Genomic DNA, 17370 nt, shown 5'->3' on the forward strand with positions numbered 1-17370 from the left:
CTTGAGGGGGTGTCGTTGTGACCGGGGTAAAGCCTATACAGCGCCCCGCGGTCGGGTGGGCAGCGGCGCGCTAGGGCAGCACGACCACCTGGGCGCCGAACACGAGTCCGGCACCGAAACCGATCTGCAGCGCGAGACCGCCACTGAGTTCGGGGTGTTCGTCGAGCAGTCGGTGGGTCGCGAGCGGGATGCTGGCGGCCGAGGTGTTGCCGGTGGTCGCGATGTCGCGACCGATCACGACGGACTCGGGCAGGCCGAGCTGCTTCGCGAACTCGTCGATGATGCGCATGTTGGCCTGGTGGGGCACGAAGGCCGACAGCTGGTCGGCGGTCACGCCGGCGCGTTCGAGGGCCTCCTTGGCGACCTTGGCCATCTCCCAGACGGCCCAGCGGAAGACCGTCTGACCTTCTTGGCGGAGGGTCGGCCAGGGGATCTCGCCGGCACCCTCGCGGTACTCGGTCATGGTGTTGGTCATGCCGATGGCGTCCCACTTCGAGCCGTCCGAGCCCCAGACCGTCGGGCCGATGCCCGCGGTGTCGGACGGGCCGACGATGGCCGCACCCGCTCCGTCGGCGAGCAGGAACGAGATCGTGCGGTCGGTCGGGTCGATGACGTCGCTGAGCTTCTCGGCACCCACGACGAGGACGTACTCGGCGAGGCCCGACTTGACGAACGAGTCGGCCTGCGCGATGCCGTACGTGAAGCCGGCGCAGGCGGCCGAGATGTCGTAGGCGGCGGCCGGGTTCGCACCGACGCGCTCGGCGAGCAGCGAGGCGACCGACGGGGTCACGACGCCGGCACCGATGGTCGACACGAGGACGGCGCCGATCTGGTCGGGGCGGATGCCCGACTTGGCGATGGCCTCATTGGCGGCGGTCTCGGCGAGGTCGACGACCTTGACGTCCTTGCCTGCCCGTCGGCGGGTGATCACACCGGTGCGCTGCTGGATCCACTCGTCGCTGGAGTTGATCGGTTCGATGATGTCGGCGTTCGGGACCACGTTCTCACCGCGGGCGGCGCCGAGTGCGTAGATCCGGGTGAACTGCGCACCGGTGGTCTGGTTGAGCTGGGGGGTGGTCATGCTGCTCCCTCGATGAGGTCGACGGCGGCCTGCAGGTCGTCGGGTGTCTTGACGGCGACCGAGGGGACACCCCTCAGCGCGCGCTTGGCCAGGCCGGTCAGGGCTCCGGCCGGGGCGAGTTCGACGATGCCCGTCACACCGGCGTCGGCGAACGACCGCATCGTCGCATCCCATCGGACGGGAGACGAGACCTGCCCGACGAGCAGCTCGACGAAGCGCGCGCCCGAGTCGACGGTGCTGCCGTCGTGGTTGGTCCAGAGCGTCGTCGAGGGGTCGGCGGCCGTGACCGAGGCGGCGGCGGAGCGGAGGCGCTCGACGGCGGGCTGCATGTATCGCGTGTGGAAGGCGCCGGCGACCTGGAGGGGCACGACGCGGCTCTTGGCCGGCGGGTCGGCCGCCAGCTCGGCGAGTGCGGCGGTCTCGCCGGCGACGACGATCTGGCCGCCACCGTTGTAGTTGGCGGGGAAGAGCCCGAGGGCGTCGAGACGGGCGAGCAGTTCGTCTTCGTCACCGCCGAGCACGGCGCTCATGCCGGTCTCGACGAGTGCGGCGGCGTCGGCCATGGCCCGGCCCCGTTCGGCGACGAGCGTGACGGCGTCGAGGTCGCTCAGCACGCCGCTGACGGCCGCGGCGGTGAACTCGCCGACCGAGTGGCCCGCGACGCCGGCGACGGCGGAGCGCTCGACACGGCCGAAGAGGGCACGGGCGGTCAGGATGCCGGCCGCGACGATGAGGGGCTGGGCCACGGCGGTGTCGCGGATCGTGTCGGCGTCGGACGTGGTGCCGTGGGCGACGAGATCGAGGCCGGCCGCGTCGGAGAGCGACGTCAGCAGCTCACGCTGGTCGGGGTCTGCCAGCCAGGGGTCGAGGAAACCGGGAGTTTGGGAGCCCTGACCGGGCGCTACGACAACGATCACTGGTCCATCATGCCAACGAGTCGGGGGTCTGCGGTGTAGCAACTCGACCAAAGATGAGCGAGAACGTTGTCGAAGCGCACAGACGTCCTCGCGGGCAGCCCGACGGTCACTTGCGTCGGACCCCTGACCCCTCGGGGTCGGCGATCGATCCGAGCACGAGCGCCGACTGGAGGATCAGCGCCTCACGGGCGCCGGTGGCATCCCAGCCGATCACGTCCGTGACGCGCTTCAGGCGATACCGCACGGTGTTCGGGTGCACGAAGAGTTCGCGTGCCGTGGCCTCGAGCGAGCGCCCGTTGTCGAGGTAGCACCACAAGGTCGTCAGCAACTCGGTCGAGTGCGTCTTGAGGGGCTTGTAGATGCGGTTGACGAGGGTCGACCGTGCGACCGGGTCTCCGGCGAGGGCGCGCTCGGGCAGGAGGTCGTCGGCGAGGACGGGGCGGGGCGCGTTGCGCCAGGCCCGTGCGACCGCGAAACCGGCGAGGGCGGCCTTGGCGCTCTTCGAGGCGTCGACGAGGCTCGGCACCTCGTGGCCGAGCACGAGGTGCCCGTCGCCGAAGCCGGGTTCGAGCGCGCGCGCGATCTCGGTGAAGCTGGGGTGGGTCGAGGAGGCGCTGCCCTCGTCGAGCGGATCGGCCCGCCCGATGACGAGCACCAGTCGGCTACCCTGCACGCCGATGAGCACGTCGGCCTCCCGGTGCCGGGCCGTGCGTCGGAGCATGTCGACGTCGAGCATCCGCGGAGCCGTGCCGACGAGGACGGCGACCTCACCGTGCCCGTGCCATCCGAGCGCGGCGATGCGGCTGGGCAACTCGTCGTCGTACTCGCCGCTCAGGATCGAGTCGACGACCAGGGCCTCGAGTCGGGCGTCCCAGAGGCCTCGGGCTTCGGCGGCCCGGGCGTAGACGTCCGCCGAGGCGAACGCGATCTCGCGCGAGTACAGGAGGATCGCTTCGCGCAGCGAGTCGTCGCCGTCCTTGACGCGTTCTTCCACGACCTCGACGGTGATGCGGATGAGCTGCAGGGTCTGCGTGAGGCTGACCGAGCGGAGAAGTTCGCGGGGGGCCGAACCGAAGACGTCGGCTGCGATCCACGGGGTGGATCGCGGGTCGGCGAACCAGCTGATGAACGAGGTGATGCCGGCCTGGGCGACGAGCCCGACCGCCGAGCGGCGCCCGGGGGGCATGTCCCCGTACCAGGGCAGCGTCTCTTCGAGGCGCTTGATGGTCGCGGTGGACAGCTCACCCGAGACCGTCCGCAGCCACGCGAGCGTGCGCTCTTTCGTGGCCGCGGACGGCTGCAGGGGCGATCCGGGCACCCGCTCGGCGCTCACGGGGTCGTCAGGCCTCCCCGCCGGCGGTGCCGCTGGTGCCGGCCGTGACGTCGTGCAGCTGGTAACGATCGATCGCCTGCTGGACCACAGCGGGGTCGACCTCGCCGCGACGGGCCAGGGCCTGCAGGGTGCGGACGACGACCGACGGTCCGTCGATCTTGAAGAACCGGCGGGCGGCGGCCCGGGTGTCGCTGAAACCGAAGCCGTCGGCCCCGAGGGTCAGGTAGTCGCCGGGCACGTACTCGCGGATCTGGTCGGGCACGGCGGCCATGAAGTCGCTCGTGGCGATGACGGGGCCCTCGGAGTCCTTCAGCTTCTCGGTGACGTAGGGCGTCTTCGGCTCGTCGTTCGGGTGCAGGAAGTTGTGCTCATCGGCGGCCAGGCCGTCGCGGCGCAGTTCGTTCCAGCTCGTGACGCTCCAGACGTCGGCCGCGACGTTCCAGTCGTCGGCGAGCAGCTGCTGCGCCTCGAGAGCCCACGGCACACCGACGCCGGACGCCAGGAGCTGGGCGCGGGGACCCAGGTTCTCGGCGTCCTTGAGCTTGTAGATGCCGCGCACCACGCCGTCCACGTCGAGGCCCTCGGGTTCGACGGGCTGGGCCATCGGCTCGTTGTACACGGTGATGTAGTACATGACGTTCGGGTCGGAGTGCGACGCGTTGCCGTGCTCGTCCGTGCCGTACATGCGGTCCATGCCCGACTTGACGATGTGCCCGAGCTCGTAGCCGAACGCCGGGTCGTACGAGACGACCGCGGGGTTCGTCGACGCCAGCAGCAGGGAGTGGCCGTCGGCGTGCTGGAGGCCCTCGCCGGTCAGCGTCGTGCGACCCGCGGTGGCACCGATGATGAAGCCGCGCGCCATCTGGTCGCCGGCGGCCCACATGGCGTCGCCGGTGCGCTGGAACCCGAACATCGAGTAGAAGACGTAGACCGGGATGAGCGGTTCGCCCTGCGTCGAGTACGAGGTGCCGACGGCGGTGAAGGCCGCGAACGCGCCGGCCTCGTTGATGCCGACGTGGATGATCTGGCCCTGCGGGCTCTCCTTGTAGGCGAGCAGAAGTTCGCGGTCGACCGAGGTGTAGTGCTGACCGTTCGGGTTGTAGATCTTGGACGTCGGGAAGTACGCGTCCATGCCGAAGGTGCGGGCCTCGTCGGGGATGATCGGCACGATGCGGTGGCCGAAGTCGGGCGAGCGCAGCAGGTCCTTCAGGAGGCGCGCGAAGGCCATCGTGGTGGCGACCTCCTGCTTGCCCGACCCCTTCTTGACGACGTCGTAGGTCTTCGCCTCGGGGACCGCGATCTGGGTGTACTTGGTCCGGCGCTCGGGCACGTAGCCGCCGAGCGCACGACGACGCTCCTGCATGTACTGGATCGCGTCGTCGTCCTGACCGGGGTGGTAGTACGGCGGCAGGTACGGGTTCTCGTCGAGCTGGGCGTCGCTGATCGGGATGCGGAGCTCGTCACGGAACTGCTTGAGGTTGTCGAGCGTGAGCTTCTTCATCTGGTGGGTCGCGTTGCGCCCCTCGAAGGACGGCCCCAGGCCGTAGCCCTTGACCGTCTTGGCGAGGATGACCGTGGGCTGGCCCTTGTGCTCGGTCGCGGCCTTGAAGGCGGCGTAGACCTTGCGGTAGTCGTGGCCACCGCGCTTGAGGTTCCAGATGTCGTCGTCCGAGTAGTCCGAGACGAGTTCGAGGGCGCGTGGGTCGCGACCGAAGAAGTTGTCGCGGACGTAGCCGCCGCTCTCGGCCTTGTAGGTCTGGAAGTCGCCGTCGGGCGTGGTGTTCATGAGGTTGAGCAGTGCGCCGCTCGAGTCGTTCGCGAGCAGGGTGTCCCACTCGCGACCCCAGACGACCTTGATGACGTTCCAGCCGGCGCCGCGGAAGAACGACTCGAGTTCTTGGATGATCTTGCCGTTGCCGCGGACCGGACCGTCGAGGCGCTGCAGGTTGCAGTTGATGACGAAGTTCAGGTTGTCGAGGCCCTCGTTGGCCGCCACCTGCAGCTGACCGCGGCTCTCGACCTCGTCCATCTCGCCGTCGCCGAGGAACGCCCAGACCTGCTGGTCGCTGGCGTCCTTGATGCCACGGTTGGTGAGGTACTTGGCGACCTGCGCCTGGTAGATCGCGTTGATCGGACCGAGGCCCATCGACACGGTCGGGAACTGCCAGAAGTCGGGCATGAGGCGCGGGTGCGGATACGAGCTGAGTCCGCCCGAGGCGTGCGACTTCTCTTGGCGGAAGCCGTCGAGCTGGTCCGTGCCCAGCCGGCCCTCGAGGTAGGCGCGGGCGTACATGCCGGGGGAGGCGTGGCCCTGGAAGAACACCTGGTCGCCGCCACCGGAGTGGTCCTGACCGCGGAAGAAGTGGTTGTTGCCGACCTCGTACAGGGCGGCCGACGAGGCGTACGTCGAGATGTGGCCACCCACCGAGACGCCGGGGCGCTGGGCGCGGTGCACCGTGATGGCGGCGTTCCAGCGGACCCACTTGCGGTAGCGGCGCTCGAGGTCTTCGTCGCCGGGGAACTCGGGCTCGTCCTCGGGGGCGATGGTGTTGACGTAGTCCGTCTTCGGCACCATCGGCACGCCCAGGTGCAGCTCGCTCGACCGGGTGAGCAGGCTCTTCATGATCTCGCGGGCACGTTCGTGACCCTGCGCCTTCACGAGAGCGTCGAGCGACTCACGCCACTCGGCGGTCTCTTCGGGATCGCGATCGGCCTTGTCGACCGTGTACGGGTCCTGATCGTTAACCGTCACCCTTGACCTCAATCATCTGTGTGGAGCAGCCGTCTCTTGGAGGGCCACCGCGTGGAGTGGACAAACAGATGTCAGGCCCGTCGTGCCCGGGTTCCGAGACGCACTCCGCCTGACCAGCCCACTCTAGTTGCCCGGACCGGGACAGGCTCGGCACGCGCTGGGAACGTCCGGCCACGCCACCGTGTGGAAACCGACGAGTGAGGCGTAGGATCGGCGATCGTGTCAGTCGCCGACCGCCCGGGTCGACGCGAAAGGAACGCACCCATGGCTTTGGAGAACGCCATCCAGGCTCCCGACTTCGACCTGCCGAACCAGTTCGGCGAGCGAGTCCGGTTGAGCGACTTCCGGGGCGTCAAGCCCGTCGCGCTGGTGTTCTTCCCCCTGGCGTTCAGCAGCACCTGCACGAAAGAGCTCTGCACCCTCCGCGACAACCTCGCGATGTTCCAGGACCACCGCGTCGAGTTGCTCGTCGTCTCCGTCGACTCCAAGGCCACGCTGCGCGCCTTCGCCGAGGAGAAGGGCTACGAATTCACCCTGCTGGCGGACTTCTGGCCGCACGGCGAGGTCTCGAAGGAGTACGGCGTCTTCCTCGAGAACAAGGGTTTCGCGACCCGCACCACCTTCCTGATCGACGTCGACGGGGTGATCCGCGAACACTTCGGCACGGAGCCCGGCCAGGAGCGCTCGCTCGCCGACTACCGCGCCGCGCTCGACCTCCTCGTCCCCGTCTCGGCCTGACGACCGCGATCACGACCGCAGGAGGCGCGGGTCCGTTCGTCCACCCGCTAACCTGTAGTCGCTCGCCCGGCTCGTCCCGGTGCGAGGGCCTTTAGCTCAGTTGGTAGAGCGCCACGTTTACACCGTGGATGTCATCGGTTCGAGCCCGGTAGGGCCCACCTCACGAACGGTGGTCGGACGACCGCGGTTCTCCTCGGTCGCACGGCCCGTCGGGGCACGGACGCCCTGTCGGGCCGCGCCTGCGGGCGTCGTCGTCGGCGCGTGGCTGGCGACGGTCCGACGGCAGCACCCGGAGGAGAAAGCAAGCCCCTTGTCGCCGCGCAGTCGGTGACGTAGGACTGCCTCGTGGCGATTCCCGTCGAGGAGGGTGACCAGGTGAGCGATCAGCAGGACGACGACGCCGGATCGACGCGGGGTATGCGCGCCGTCTTCTGGCTGTGGATGAGCGTGATCGTCGCAGGACTCGTCGTGATGATCGCCGTCCCGTTGACGGCTCGGTGACGAGGATGCGTCGAGCCATCCGAGACCAGGGGCTCAGCACGGCCTTCCTCGTGATCTTCGTCGCCGCCCTCGTGGGCCAGTCGTTCGCCGGGCTCGCCGCCACCAACGAGGAACTCGCGGTGCACGGTCTTCCGCCCCTCGCCTACTGGGACTTCGTGTCGTCCTCGAGTTTCCTGGTGGACGTGGCCGAGAACTGGCAGTCCGAGTTCTTGCAGTTCTTCTTGTTCATCGCCGCGACGATCTGGCTGGTGCAACGCGGGTCGCCCGAGTCGAAGCGACCGGGGGACGAGGGCGTCGGCAGCGACGAGGCACAATCGGTCGGAGACCACGCGCGGCCGGGGTCGCCCGCGTGGGCGCGCCGGGGCGGATGGGCATCCATCGTGTACTCGAACTCGCTCCTGTTGGTGATGGGCGCCCTCTTCGTGTCGTCCTGGCTCGCACAGTCCCTCGGCGGGACCGTGGTCGCGAACGAGGAGAACGCGGAACACGGCGCACCACCCGAGACCTGGCTCCAGTACGTCACGTCCCCGGATTTCTGGAACAGGACCCTGCAGAACTGGCAGTCGGAGTTCCTGGCGGTCGGAGCGATGATCGTGTTCTCGATCTTCCTCCGCCAGCGTGGCTCGAGTGAGTCCAAGCCCGTCGGGGCACCGCACACCACGAGCGCGGAGGAGTCCGCCTGAGCACGAGGTCGTCGTTCCGTCCTGCGGGCAGTGGATGCCGCCGGCAGGACGATGCCCTCGGGGCGGCCGTCCGCGGCCGCCCCGACCGGGACCGGGTTCAGCGGCGAGCGGCGCCGCGGCGACCCGAGACGGCGACCCAGACGACCAGCACGACGATCGCGCCGATGATCGAGCCGATGATGCCGGCGGGCTGGAAGAACCCGTCCGTGGGGTCGTGCTGGAACAGCAGGAAGCCGAGGAACCCTCCGACGAACGAACCGATGATGCCCAGCAGGATCGTCATGGCGATCGAGAGGCTCTGGCGACCCGGGACGACCGCGCGGGCGATGAACCCTGCGATGAGGCCGACGACGAGCAAGCTGATGATGAGACCGATCATGGTGTTCTCCTTCCGGGAGAGATGGGCGACCGGCACCGTCGGTGCCGTGGTGTCGCAGGACCCAGCAGACCACCCCTGGAGGTGTGGCGGCACACCCCTCGGGGTGGGATGGTGTCCTCATGCCCCTCGCTCCGACCCGGTCGATCACCGTCGCACTCGTCGACGACTACGACGTCGTGCTCGCCGGTCTCGCCCACATGTTCGACCGCTACCGCGACCGGGTCGTCGTCGCCGAGATCGACGCCACGACGTCCCTGTCCGACCGGGTCGACGTCGTTCTCTACGACTCGTTCGCCCAGCCGGAGTCCGACCATCACGAGCTCGCCGAGCTGGTCGCCAACCCGGCGGCCGGCAAGGTCGTCGTCTACACCTGGAACTTCCACCCCGAGCTCGTCGAGTCGGCTCTGGCGCAGGGCGTGCACGGGTACCTGTCGAAGACCCTCGGTGCCCGCGAGCTGGTCGAGGCGCTCGAGGCGGTCCACCGGGGCGAGCGCGTCGTCAGCGAGGTGCGGGGGCGGGCGCCGAGTGCACCGGGCCTCGACTGGCCCGGCCGCCGCGAGGGCATCACCGACCGCGAGTCCGAGATCCTGGCCCTCATCACCCAGGGGAAGAGCAACGCCGAGGTCGCGGCACTGACCTACCTGAGTCCGAACACGGTCAAGTCGTACATCCGGTCGGTCTACCGGCGGATCGGCGCGACCAGTCGGACGCAGGCGGTGCTGTGGGGCGTCCAGAACGGCTTCCGGCCGGACCACCATCGGATCGACCACTGGCTCGGCGGCCCCTAGGAGGCGCTGCTGCGCCGTCGACGGACGCGCGCGTCAGTGCGCCAGGGGTTCGCCGTCCCACGAGAGGGCGACCCAGCCGGCCTCGGTCGAGCCCTCGAGGACGACCGACCCCGTGTTGCGGAGTCCGTGGGTGCGACTGAACGCGGCGTCGAGGTTGCGGGCGGTGTCGGCCGCCCAGACGCAGATGGCGGCTTCGTGCGAGACGAGCACCGCGGTCGAGTCGCCCGGTGTCGACGCCACGACCCGATCGACCGCTCCGCGGAACCGGGCCGTGAACTCGGTGCCGCTCTCGCCACCGGGGATGCGCGCCTCCGGGTCGGTCCACCACTGCTGCATGGTGCCGGCGTACCGGGGCAGGGCCTCGGCGTAGGGCAGACCCTCCAGGTCGCCGGCGTCGATCTCGTGGGCACCATCGACCTCGTGGTGGGGGAGGCCGAGACCCTCGGCGACGATCGCGGCGGTCTCACCGGCCCGGCGCAGGCGCGAGGAGTGCACGGCGACGATCGCTTCGCCCGCCAGAGCCGTCCCGAGGTCGGCGGCCTGTTCGCGGCCGAGCGGGGACAGCGGCGGGCCCGGGGGGCGCGAGCCGATGGTGCGGGCGACGTTGTCGGCGGTCTCGCCGTGGCGGATCAGGAGGAGGCGCATCGTGGCTTTCGGTCGGGGTAGAGCGTCCATCGTGTCACGGCGCCCGCCGACTCCTAGCGCGCGGTGCGATCCGCCAGCACGGCCCGGGCCGCCATCCCGATCACCGCGCTGTAGGTGGGGTAGGCGAAGCGCACCTCCGCCAGGGTGGCGACGTCGACACCGCCGGCCATGGCGGTGGTGACCGCCTGGACCACCTCGACGGCGTTCTCACCGACGGCATGGGCACCGAGCACGAGCTCACGACGGCGGTCGGCGATCAGCTTGAGGAACCCCGTCTCGCGGTCGTCGATCACGGCCCGGTCCACGGTCGAGTACGGGATCGTGACGACCACGCACGACTCGTCCGCTTCGCGGGCCTCGTCCTCGGTGAGGCCGACGCCGGCGTAGTCCGGGTCGGTGAACCCACCGGCGGGCAGGAGGTGGTGCGGCGTGCGGCGGTTGGCGCCGAGGACGGCGTTCTCGGCGGCGGCCTCCCCCTCGAACTGGGCGGCCTGGACGAGCATGTCGCGGCCGTTGGCGTCGCCCACGGCTAAGACGTGCGGGACGACGGTCCGGAAGTACCGGTCGACGGGGACGGACGAGCGCTCCACCTCGATCCCGGCGTTCTCCAGGCCGAGGTCCGCGACGTCCGCCGGCCACCCCGTGGCCATGACGACCACGTCGAAGTCGGCCCGGACGCTCGCGTTTTTCTGCCGCCAGGTCAGGGTGATCGAGCCGTCGTCGGCTCGGGCGAGGCTCTCGACGCCGTCGATCCCGGTGCGCACGTCGATGCCCTGCTCGGTGAACGCGACGGAGACCGCCTCCGAGATCGACGCGTCCGACGTCATCAGCACCCGCGGGGCGACGTCGAGGAGCGTCACGTCGCTGCCGAACGCGTCGAACACCGTCACGAGTTGCGCGCCCGTGTTGCCCGCGCCGATCACGGCCACCCGGTGGGGGAGGGACGGCAGGTCGAGGACGTGCTCGGGCACCGTCGCCAACTCGCCGCCCGGGATCGGCAGTCGGCGCGAGTGGCCGCCGACGCAGATCAGGATCGACGCCGCCGAGATCGTGCGCCCGCTGTCGAGGACGAGGGTCGAGTCGTCGACGAACCGGGCCCTGCCCTCGTGGACCAGCTCGACGCCCGCGGCCTCGAACCGCTCGGGCTCCCGCTTGATCGACCGCACCGCGTCGACGCGCTCCCGGACGCGCGCGACGGTCGTCGCCCAGTCGATGGTCGGCGGAGCGACGCCGACGCCGTAGACGTCCGCGTGCCGGGTCTCGCGGATCAGCCGGGCCGTCTTCGCCAGCACCCTGGTGGGCACGCATCCGGTGTTCACGCAGGTGCCTCCCTCGCGCCCTGCCTCCAGGACGACGACGCGGGCCCCGAGTTCGGCTGCACGCAGGGCCGCCGCGGTGCCCGCCGGACCGGCGCCGATGACGGCGACGTCGTAGTCCTTCTCCGAGATGCCCATGTGCTGCCTGCCCCTTCGTCGAGTCGGTCGTCAGGTCGAACTCAACCAGCTGCGGATGGGCGGACGCCCGTGCAGGCAAGTCGAGGCGGACGAGCAGACAGGTCCGTCCCGACTCGCTAGCATCACCACGTGACCATCGACCTGAAGACGACCCGGCCCGACGGCACGCCCCGTACGTTGCCGCTCACGGACGACGACGTCGCTCGGGGGCGGGTGCTCGTCCGGTGGATGCGCGTGGCCCTCGTCGTCGGCATCGTCGTCTCGCTCGGCCTGGTCGTCTTCGTCTGGACCCAGGTCCCGGTGTGGACGACCACGCCGTATCGGCGACACGGCGTCGAACACTCCTTGCCGACGTTCGCGCTGTTGCTCTTCCCCGGCCTCGGGGTCGGGATGCTCGCGTCGACCCTGCGGAAGTCGAGTGCCTACGTCCCGCCCCGCGAGAGGACGTTCCTGCTGGTCGCGATGCCGATCTTCGTCGTCTTCATCGTGGGCGCGACGGCCTACCTCGCGTCCACGTACCTGGCAGCGGGGGCGTCGTCCTGATCGGTCGATCGATCGCTCACCGGCCCGCGACGATCTCGTCGGCGTTGTCGAGGATCCAGTCCATGAGCGGCACGAGGCGGGCGGCCAGGTCGGTGCCGCGCTCGGTCAGCGAGTAGTCGACCCGCGGCGGGATCGTCGGCTGGGCGGCGCGATGGACGATGCCGTCGGCCTCGAGGGTCTTCAGGGTCGAGGCGAGCATCTTCTCGCTGACGCCCTCGATCTCGCGTCGCAACTCGCCCCACCGCATCGGCCCGCGTTCGAGCGCCAGCAGGATCAGCACTCCCCACCGACTCGTCACGTGGGTCAGCACCACGCGGCTCGGGCACTCCGCCGGGAAACGACCCGAGGGTGCAGGGCGGGCAGGGTTCACTATTCCGACGTCCACGTCAGTAGCTTACGAAAAGGTGCGTACCTGCAGATGGGAAGTCCCGGTGGATCGTCGTCGTTGTCCCGGGCACGCAACCGAAAGGAACACCATGTCCACGATCGTCACCGCCGCCTCCGGCCAGCTCGGCCGCCTCGTCGTCGAGGCCCTCCTCGCCCGCGGCGCCGCCCCCGAGAGCGTCGTCGCCACGTCGCGCGACGTCTCGAAGCTGGCCGACCTCGCCGAGCGCGGCGTCCGCACCGCCGAGCTCGACTACACCCGACCCGACACGATCGCGGCCGTCATCGGCGCGGGCGACGTCGTCGTCCTCATCTCGAGCGACGCGGTGGGCCAGCGGGTCCCGCAGCACGCCGCCGTGATCGACGCCGCGAAGGCCGCCGGTGCCGCCCGCATCGTCTACACGAGCGTCCTCGCGGCCTCGACCTCGCCCCTGATCCTCGCGCCCGAGCACAAGGCGACCGAGGAGCACCTCGCCGCCTCCGGGGTGCCCACGACGCTGCTGCGCAACGGCTGGTACACCGAGAACTACGTCGGCGAGATCGCCACCGCCCGCGACTCCGGCGTGGTCGCCGCGAGCGTGGGGGCCGGCCGTCTCGCCAGCGCCAGCCGTCGGGACTACGCCGAGGCCGCCGCGGTCGCGGCCCTCGACGAGTCGACCGCCGGTCGCACCTTCGAGCTGTCCGGCGACCACGCCTGGGACTTCGACGAGTTCGCCGAGGCGCTCACGACCGTCACGGGCCGACCCGTCCGCTACGAGTCGCTCACGCCCGAGCAGCACGCCGAGCGCCTGCGCGGCTTCGGCCTGGACGAGGGCACGGTCGGCTTCGTCGTCGCGCTCGACGGGAACATCCGCGACGGGCTGCTCGCCGACACGAGCGGCGACCTCGCCCGCCTGATCGGTCGTCCGACGACCCCGCTCGTCGAGGCCCTCACCGCCGCCACCGCGTAGTTCCGCCGAGACGCCGGGGCGGCAGCCCGCAGGAGGCGCGGTTCCGGTCGTCCGGGCACCGCGCCTCCTCGTCGGCCCCTCCCCGGCGCCGAGCGGCCGGCGTCCGGCGTCGACGGCGGGTCCCGGTGTCTAGGCTCGACGCATGGCCACCCTCGTCCTCGTCCGACACGGACGCACCACCGCCAACGCGAGCGGCGTGCTCGCCGGACGGACGGCCGGCGTCCGGCTCGACGACGTCGGACGCGAGCAGGCGCGGCGGACCGCCGACCGGCTCGCCGTCGTGCCGCTCGTCGGCGTCGTGTCGAGTCCTCTCGAACGCTGCCGTCAGACGTCCCGGGCGATCCTCGACCGTCAGACCGGGACGCCGGCGACGCCCGTCGAGCGGGGCATCACCGAATGCGACTACGGCGACTGGCAGGGTCGGCCGCTCAAGGACCTGGCCGGCGAGGCCCTCTGGTCCGTCGTGCAGAACCAACCGTCCGCCGCGGTCTTCCCGGGCGGCGAGTCGCTGCAGACCATGCAGTCCCGGGCGGTCGCCGCGGTCCGCCGGCACGACGCCGCGTTCGAGGCCGAACACGGTCCGGGCGCCGTGTGGGTCGCCGTCAGTCACGGTGACATCATCAAGTCGATCCTCGCCGACGCCTACGGCATGCACCTCGACCTGTTCCAGCGCATCAGCGTCGGCCCGGCCTCGGTGTCGATCGTGCGCTACGGGCCGAACCGGCCCGACGTCGTCGCGACGAACACGGACTCGGGCGACCTCTCGTGGCTGCGGCAGGCGGCTCCCGCCGCCGACGCCGCCGTCGGGGGAGGCGCGGGTCCGGCGGGCGGCGACGCCGCCGGCGACGAGCCTCCCGCGACCTGAGCGTCGGCGGCGGGGCGCTCGTAGACTCGCGGCATGCCCTCCATCGTCCACACCTTCGACTGGCCGGATCGGGTCGTCGTCGGGACCATCGGCCGTCCCGGCTCCCGCGCGTTCTACCTCCAGGCCCGTGACGGGTCGCGGGTCACGAGCGTCGGCCTCGAGAAGATGCAGTCGGCCGCACTCGCCGAGAAGATCGACGAGATCCTCGACCAGGTGATGGCCGCCGACGGCAACCCGGTCAGCGTGCCCACCGGCATCCCGGTCGAGCTCGTCGACAACGAGCCGCTCGACCAACCCGTCGAACCCGAGTTCCGGGCCGGAGCGCTCAGCCTCGGCTGGGACCCGTCCACCGCCCAGGTCGTCATCGAGGCGTTCCCGCTTGTCGAGGTGGCGGACGGCGCCGACGTCGACGAGGCCGAGCTCGAGCCCGACGAGGTCCTGGTCGTCCGCATCCCCGTCGGCACGGCGAGGGCGTTCGCGGCTCGGACCCTCGAGATCGTCGGGGCCGGTCGGCCCCTCTGCCCCTTCTGTGGCCAACCGATCGACCCCGAGGGCCACGTCTGCATCCTGTCCGGCGAGGCCTGATGTCCTCGGCGTCGACCGAGGACGCGCCGGCCGACGTGCCCGACGCGGTTCCGTCCGACGACGTCGAGCTCGAGCTCACCGGTCGCATCCGCACGGCGTCCAATGCGTCCTTCCTGGCCCGCCTCGGTGACGTGTCGGTCATCTACAAGCCCGTCGCCGGTGAACGGCCGCTCTGGGACTTCCCGGACGGGAGGCTCGCCGATCGTGAGGTCGCGGCCTACCTCGTCTCCGAGGCCATGGGCTGGGACGTCGTGCCGCGCACCTGGCTCCGTGACGGTCCGCTCGGCGAAGGCATGGTCCAGCTCTGGCAGGACGTCGACCCGGAGCAGGACGCGGTGGACCTCGTGCCGGCCCACGACCTGCCCGACGACGGATGGCGTCTCGTCCTCGAGGGGGACGGCGACGACGGACCGGTCGCCCTGATCCACGAGGACACCGATGCCCTCCGCCGCATGGCCGTGTTCGACGTCGTGGTCAACAACGCCGACCGCAAGGGTGCCCACGTGCTCGCCCTGCCCGACGGACGACGGCACGGCGTGGACCACGGACTCACCTTCCACGCCGAGCACAAACTGCGCACCGTGCTCTGGGGCTGGATCGGCGATCCGCTCACCACCGACGAACTCGCCGGGGTCGAGCGCGTCCGGGCCGGTCTGTCCGGTGGCCTGGGGACGGCCCTCGCGCCGCTCGTGACGTCGGACGAACTCGAGGCGCTCGACGACCGCTGCGCCCGCCTGCTCGCGTCCTCCGTCTTCCCCGAGCCGCACGGCCCTATGCCGGCGGTTCCGTGGCCCGTGTTCTGACGTACGACCCGACGACGGCCGCTCCGAGGTCGTCCAGGTCGGGGGCGGTCACCGTGCCGTCGACCCGCCGCGCCATCCCGTCGACGAAGCGGGCGAGCCCCGGGTCGTCGCCGAGCCGGAAGAACGTCGTGCGCGCGCCCAGGCGGCGGGCCACGTCGAGTTGCTCCACGGCGCGCAGGATCGTCACGGGGTGCGGCGGGTAGTCGAAGAAAACCTCGCCGCCGGGCTCGAGGTGGGAGGTCGGCTCACCGTCGGTGACGATCAGCAGCACGGGCTGCGCGGTCGGGTGCTTGCGGAAGTGCCGGTTCGCCAGCAGAAGGGCGTGGTGGAGGTTCGTCCCCTTGTCCCACTTCGCGTCGAGGGCGACGAGCTGCTCGATCGGCATGACCTCGGCGTGCCGGCCGAACCCGATGAGCTGCAGGTCGTCGCCGCGGAAGCGCGACGTGATCAGGGTGTGCAGGGCGAGGGCCGTGCGCTTCATCGGCACCCAGCGGTCCTCCATCGCCATCGAGAACGACGTGTCGACGAGCAGGGCGACGCAGGCCTGCGTCCGGGCGTCGGTCTCGTGCACCTCGACGTCGCCGATCTCGATCCGCACCCCGCCGTCGGTCCGGCCGCCCCCGGCGGCGGTCCGCGTGATCGCGTTCGTGATCGTCCGGGTGACGTCCCACGGCTCGGTGTCGCCGAACGCCCATTCGCGACTCGCGCCGGAGCGGTCGCCGAGGCCTCCCGCGGACCGCAACTCGCGCCTCCCCGCTCGTCCCGACATCTTCGCCGCGACGTCGCGCAGCAGGTCCTTGCCGAGCTGCCTCATGGCCCGGGGCGTCAGGGCCAGCGTGCCGTCGGCCCGACGGCGGAGGGCACCCGAGTCGCGGAGGGCCTTCTCGAGCCGCCGCAGGGCCGCGGCGTCGACGGCGGCCTGCTCGCCCAGTTGCCGGCGCAGGGCGTCGAGGTCGACGTCGTCGAGCGACGATCCGTGCGACTGCTGGGCGAGCTGTTCCGCGAGCGAGTCGAGGTCCGCGAGGTCCTGGAAGACCCCCGTGCCGTCCCCGAGCCCGAGGCCCTGTTCGCCGTCCATGCCCTCGGAGCCGCTCCAGTCCTGCCCCGGTCTCAGGGCACGCAGGGTGCCGTCGAGCCGTTCGAGGGACTGCATCAGGTCGGGGGAGCCGAAGGCCTGCTGGGCCAGGGCGTCCAGCTCGGCCCGTTGCTCGGCCGTCATCGAGTTGCGGAGACGCTGGGCGGCGGCCGCACGAGCGGCCAGGGCGTCGATCAACGCGTCGACGTCGCCCGGTTGCTCGGGGAACGACGCCCCGTGCTTCGCCATGAAGTCGTCGAACTGCTCCGGGGTGTCGTCACCACGGGCGTGGGCGGCGAGCAGGTCGTCGAGGTCGCGCAGCATCTCGGCCACGGCCTCGCGGTCGGCGTCCGAGGCGTTCTCGAGGGCGGTCTTCATCCCCGCGAAGCGCTGGTCGAGCATCTCGCGACCGAGCAGGTCCTTGATCTCGTCGTAGGCGTCCTGGGCCTCCCGGCTCTGCCACCGGTACTCCGTCAGCTCGGCGACGGCGCCGGCCGGGGACGGCGGAAGGCTGTCGAGCTGGAGCTCGGCGAGCGCGCGGTCGCCGTCGTCGAGGTCGACGTCCCGGGCGAGCTGGGCGCGCTCGGCCCGCAGGGCCCGGTCGAGGAGTTCACGGACCTCGTGGAGCGTGCCGTCGAGGTGGTGGTCGCGGGTCAGGGCCCGCCGACGTTCCGCGACCCGGCGGGCGAGGTCGTCGAGACCGGTCTGGTCGCGACCACCGCGCCGGAGGAACTCGCGGAGCGCCGCCTCGGCGCTCGTGCCCGCCATGACGTCCCGTCCGACGGCGTCGAGTGCTTCGGAGAGATCGGCAGGAGGCGCGAGCGGGTCGGGCCCGTCGGCGTACCTTTGGTAGCGGGCGGCCCGGTGCAGGCGACGGTTCGCCCTAGCCACGTC

18 protein-coding genes and 1 tRNA gene are annotated in these 17370 nt (G+C 71.0%); 10 read left to right on the top strand and 9 right to left on the bottom strand.

Features of this window, described 5'->3' with window-relative positions; genetic code table 11:
- Positions 1–70 precede the first annotated feature (70 nt).
- From ARTHRO9V_RS07515 to aceE, 4 genes are all read right to left on the bottom strand, one after another.
- Entirely contained in the window at positions 71–1081 is a 1011-nt protein-coding gene (locus ARTHRO9V_RS07515; RefSeq protein WP_056045584.1) for a beta-ketoacyl-ACP synthase III, read from the bottom strand.
- On the bottom strand, positions 1078–1998 hold the full coding sequence (locus ARTHRO9V_RS07520) for an ACP S-malonyltransferase (RefSeq protein ID WP_159826455.1): 921 nt from the start codon (positions 1996–1998) through the stop codon (positions 1078–1080). The genes ARTHRO9V_RS07515 and ARTHRO9V_RS07520 overlap by 4 nt, the downstream gene beginning before the upstream one ends.
- A gap of 106 nt (positions 1999–2104) precedes the next feature.
- Positions 2105–3331 (bottom strand): CdaR family transcriptional regulator, encoded by a 1227-nt coding sequence (locus tag ARTHRO9V_RS07525; RefSeq protein ID WP_233568329.1) that lies wholly within the window; start codon positions 3329–3331, stop codon positions 2105–2107.
- 7 nt (positions 3332–3338) lie between these two features.
- The gene (gene aceE, locus ARTHRO9V_RS07530) at positions 3339–6083 is read right to left on the bottom strand and encodes a pyruvate dehydrogenase (acetyl-transferring), homodimeric type (RefSeq protein ID WP_159826457.1); all 2745 of its coding nucleotides are present in this window, start codon (positions 6081–6083) and stop codon (positions 3339–3341) included.
- A 264-nt stretch (positions 6084–6347) separates the two neighbouring features.
- Between aceE and ARTHRO9V_RS07535 the strand changes: the two genes are divergently transcribed.
- The 4 genes from ARTHRO9V_RS07535 to ARTHRO9V_RS07545 all read left to right on the top strand — a co-directional run bounded on the left by ARTHRO9V_RS07535 (position 6348) and on the right by ARTHRO9V_RS07545 (position 8005).
- Positions 6348–6821, top strand: a complete 474-nt coding sequence (locus tag ARTHRO9V_RS07535; RefSeq protein WP_159826459.1) for a peroxiredoxin — start codon at positions 6348–6350, stop codon at positions 6819–6821.
- An 85-nt stretch (positions 6822–6906) separates the two neighbouring features.
- Positions 6907–6979, top strand: a tRNA-Val gene (locus ARTHRO9V_RS07540).
- Positions 6980–7196: 217 nt separating this feature from the next.
- Positions 7197–7322 carry a hypothetical protein gene (locus tag ARTHRO9V_RS15880; protein WP_255350786.1) on the top strand — a complete coding sequence of 42 codons (126 nt, stop codon included), beginning with the start codon at positions 7197–7199 and terminating at the stop codon, positions 7320–7322.
- Between the two features lie 5 nt (positions 7323–7327).
- Positions 7328–8005 (top strand): DUF6766 family protein, encoded by a 678-nt coding sequence (locus ARTHRO9V_RS07545; protein ID WP_159826461.1) that lies wholly within the window; start codon positions 7328–7330, stop codon positions 8003–8005.
- Between the two features lie 97 nt (positions 8006–8102).
- Here ARTHRO9V_RS07545 and ARTHRO9V_RS07550 read toward each other — a convergent pair whose 3' ends face one another.
- The gene (locus tag ARTHRO9V_RS07550; RefSeq protein ID WP_123570784.1) at positions 8103–8384 is read right to left on the bottom strand and encodes a GlsB/YeaQ/YmgE family stress response membrane protein; all 282 of its coding nucleotides are present in this window, start codon (positions 8382–8384) and stop codon (positions 8103–8105) included.
- 119 nt (positions 8385–8503) lie between these two features.
- Between ARTHRO9V_RS07550 and ARTHRO9V_RS07555 the strand changes: the two genes are divergently transcribed.
- The gene (locus ARTHRO9V_RS07555) at positions 8504–9172 is read left to right on the top strand and encodes a DNA-binding response regulator (RefSeq protein WP_043592622.1); all 669 of its coding nucleotides are present in this window, start codon (positions 8504–8506) and stop codon (positions 9170–9172) included.
- Positions 9173–9205: 33 nt separating this feature from the next.
- Here ARTHRO9V_RS07555 and ARTHRO9V_RS07560 read toward each other — a convergent pair whose 3' ends face one another.
- Both ARTHRO9V_RS07560 and ARTHRO9V_RS07565 read right to left on the bottom strand, forming a co-directional pair.
- Positions 9206–9817, bottom strand: coding sequence for a histidine phosphatase family protein (locus tag ARTHRO9V_RS07560; RefSeq protein ID WP_159826463.1), 612 nt, complete (start codon positions 9815–9817; stop codon positions 9206–9208).
- A 53-nt stretch (positions 9818–9870) separates the two neighbouring features.
- Positions 9871–11271, bottom strand: coding sequence for an NAD(P)/FAD-dependent oxidoreductase (locus ARTHRO9V_RS07565; protein WP_159826465.1), 1401 nt, complete (start codon positions 11269–11271; stop codon positions 9871–9873).
- 129 nt (positions 11272–11400) lie between these two features.
- Between ARTHRO9V_RS07565 and ARTHRO9V_RS07570 the strand changes: the two genes are divergently transcribed.
- The gene (locus ARTHRO9V_RS07570) at positions 11401–11814 is read left to right on the top strand and encodes a hypothetical protein (protein WP_123570157.1); all 414 of its coding nucleotides are present in this window, start codon (positions 11401–11403) and stop codon (positions 11812–11814) included.
- A gap of 16 nt (positions 11815–11830) precedes the next feature.
- Here ARTHRO9V_RS07570 and ARTHRO9V_RS07575 read toward each other — a convergent pair whose 3' ends face one another.
- Entirely contained in the window at positions 11831–12199 is a 369-nt protein-coding gene (locus ARTHRO9V_RS07575; protein ID WP_159826467.1) for a helix-turn-helix domain-containing protein, read from the bottom strand.
- Between the two features lie 91 nt (positions 12200–12290).
- On the opposite strand from ARTHRO9V_RS07575, the gene ARTHRO9V_RS07580 reads away from it, so the two are divergent.
- From ARTHRO9V_RS07580 to ARTHRO9V_RS07595, 4 genes are all read left to right on the top strand, one after another.
- Positions 12291–13148, top strand: coding sequence for an NAD(P)H-binding protein (locus tag ARTHRO9V_RS07580; RefSeq protein WP_159826469.1), 858 nt, complete (start codon positions 12291–12293; stop codon positions 13146–13148).
- 142 nt (positions 13149–13290) lie between these two features.
- A complete protein-coding gene (locus ARTHRO9V_RS07585; RefSeq protein WP_159826471.1) occupies positions 13291–14013 on the top strand; it encodes a histidine phosphatase family protein in 723 nt (240 codons plus the stop codon).
- Between the two features lie 33 nt (positions 14014–14046).
- Positions 14047–14598 (top strand): DUF3090 domain-containing protein, encoded by a 552-nt coding sequence (locus ARTHRO9V_RS07590; protein ID WP_159826473.1) that lies wholly within the window; start codon positions 14047–14049, stop codon positions 14596–14598.
- On the top strand, positions 14598–15401 hold the full coding sequence (locus ARTHRO9V_RS07595) for an SCO1664 family protein (RefSeq protein WP_159826475.1): 804 nt from the start codon (positions 14598–14600) through the stop codon (positions 15399–15401). The genes ARTHRO9V_RS07590 and ARTHRO9V_RS07595 overlap by 1 nt, the downstream gene beginning before the upstream one ends.
- Here the strand turns inward: ARTHRO9V_RS07595 and ARTHRO9V_RS07600 are convergent.
- A complete protein-coding gene (locus tag ARTHRO9V_RS07600; RefSeq protein ID WP_159826477.1) occupies positions 15370–17367 on the bottom strand; it encodes a VWA domain-containing protein in 1998 nt (665 codons plus the stop codon). The two genes, ARTHRO9V_RS07595 and ARTHRO9V_RS07600, sit on opposite strands and share 32 nt — an antisense overlap.
- Positions 17368–17370: the final 3 nt, after the last annotated feature.

The sequence above is a fragment of the Frigoribacterium sp. 9N genome, assembly GCF_902506305.1.
GTDB lineage: Bacteria > Actinomycetota > Actinomycetes > Actinomycetales > Microbacteriaceae > Frigoribacterium.

What these genes read in the sequence shown, in the direction of transcription:
- ARTHRO9V_RS07585 (WP_159826471.1), top strand. Translation starts at nt 13,291, where the DNA reads ATGGCCACCCTCGTCCTCGTCCGACACGGACGCACCACCGCCAACGCG.
- ARTHRO9V_RS07535 (WP_159826459.1), top strand. Translation starts at nt 6,348, where the DNA reads ATGGCTTTGGAGAACGCCATCCAGGCTCCCGACTTCGACCTGCCGAAC.
- ARTHRO9V_RS07545 (WP_159826461.1), top strand. Translation starts at nt 7,328, where the DNA reads ATGCGTCGAGCCATCCGAGACCAGGGGCTCAGCACGGCCTTCCTCGTG.
- ARTHRO9V_RS07515 (WP_056045584.1), bottom strand. Translation starts at nt 1,081, where the DNA reads ATGACCACCCCCCAGCTCAACCAGACCACCGGTGCGCAGTTCACCCGG.
- ARTHRO9V_RS07550 (WP_123570784.1), bottom strand. Translation starts at nt 8,384, where the DNA reads ATGATCGGTCTCATCATCAGCTTGCTCGTCGTCGGCCTCATCGCAGGG.
- ARTHRO9V_RS07555 (WP_043592622.1), top strand. Translation starts at nt 8,504, where the DNA reads ATGCCCCTCGCTCCGACCCGGTCGATCACCGTCGCACTCGTCGACGAC.
- ARTHRO9V_RS07595 (WP_159826475.1), top strand. Translation starts at nt 14,598, where the DNA reads ATGTCCTCGGCGTCGACCGAGGACGCGCCGGCCGACGTGCCCGACGCG.
- ARTHRO9V_RS07580 (WP_159826469.1), top strand. Translation starts at nt 12,291, where the DNA reads ATGTCCACGATCGTCACCGCCGCCTCCGGCCAGCTCGGCCGCCTCGTC.
- ARTHRO9V_RS07565 (WP_159826465.1), bottom strand. Translation starts at nt 11,271, where the DNA reads ATGGGCATCTCGGAGAAGGACTACGACGTCGCCGTCATCGGCGCCGGT.
- ARTHRO9V_RS07590 (WP_159826473.1), top strand. Translation starts at nt 14,047, where the DNA reads ATGCCCTCCATCGTCCACACCTTCGACTGGCCGGATCGGGTCGTCGTC.
- ARTHRO9V_RS07560 (WP_159826463.1), bottom strand. Translation starts at nt 9,817, where the DNA reads ATGCGCCTCCTCCTGATCCGCCACGGCGAGACCGCCGACAACGTCGCC.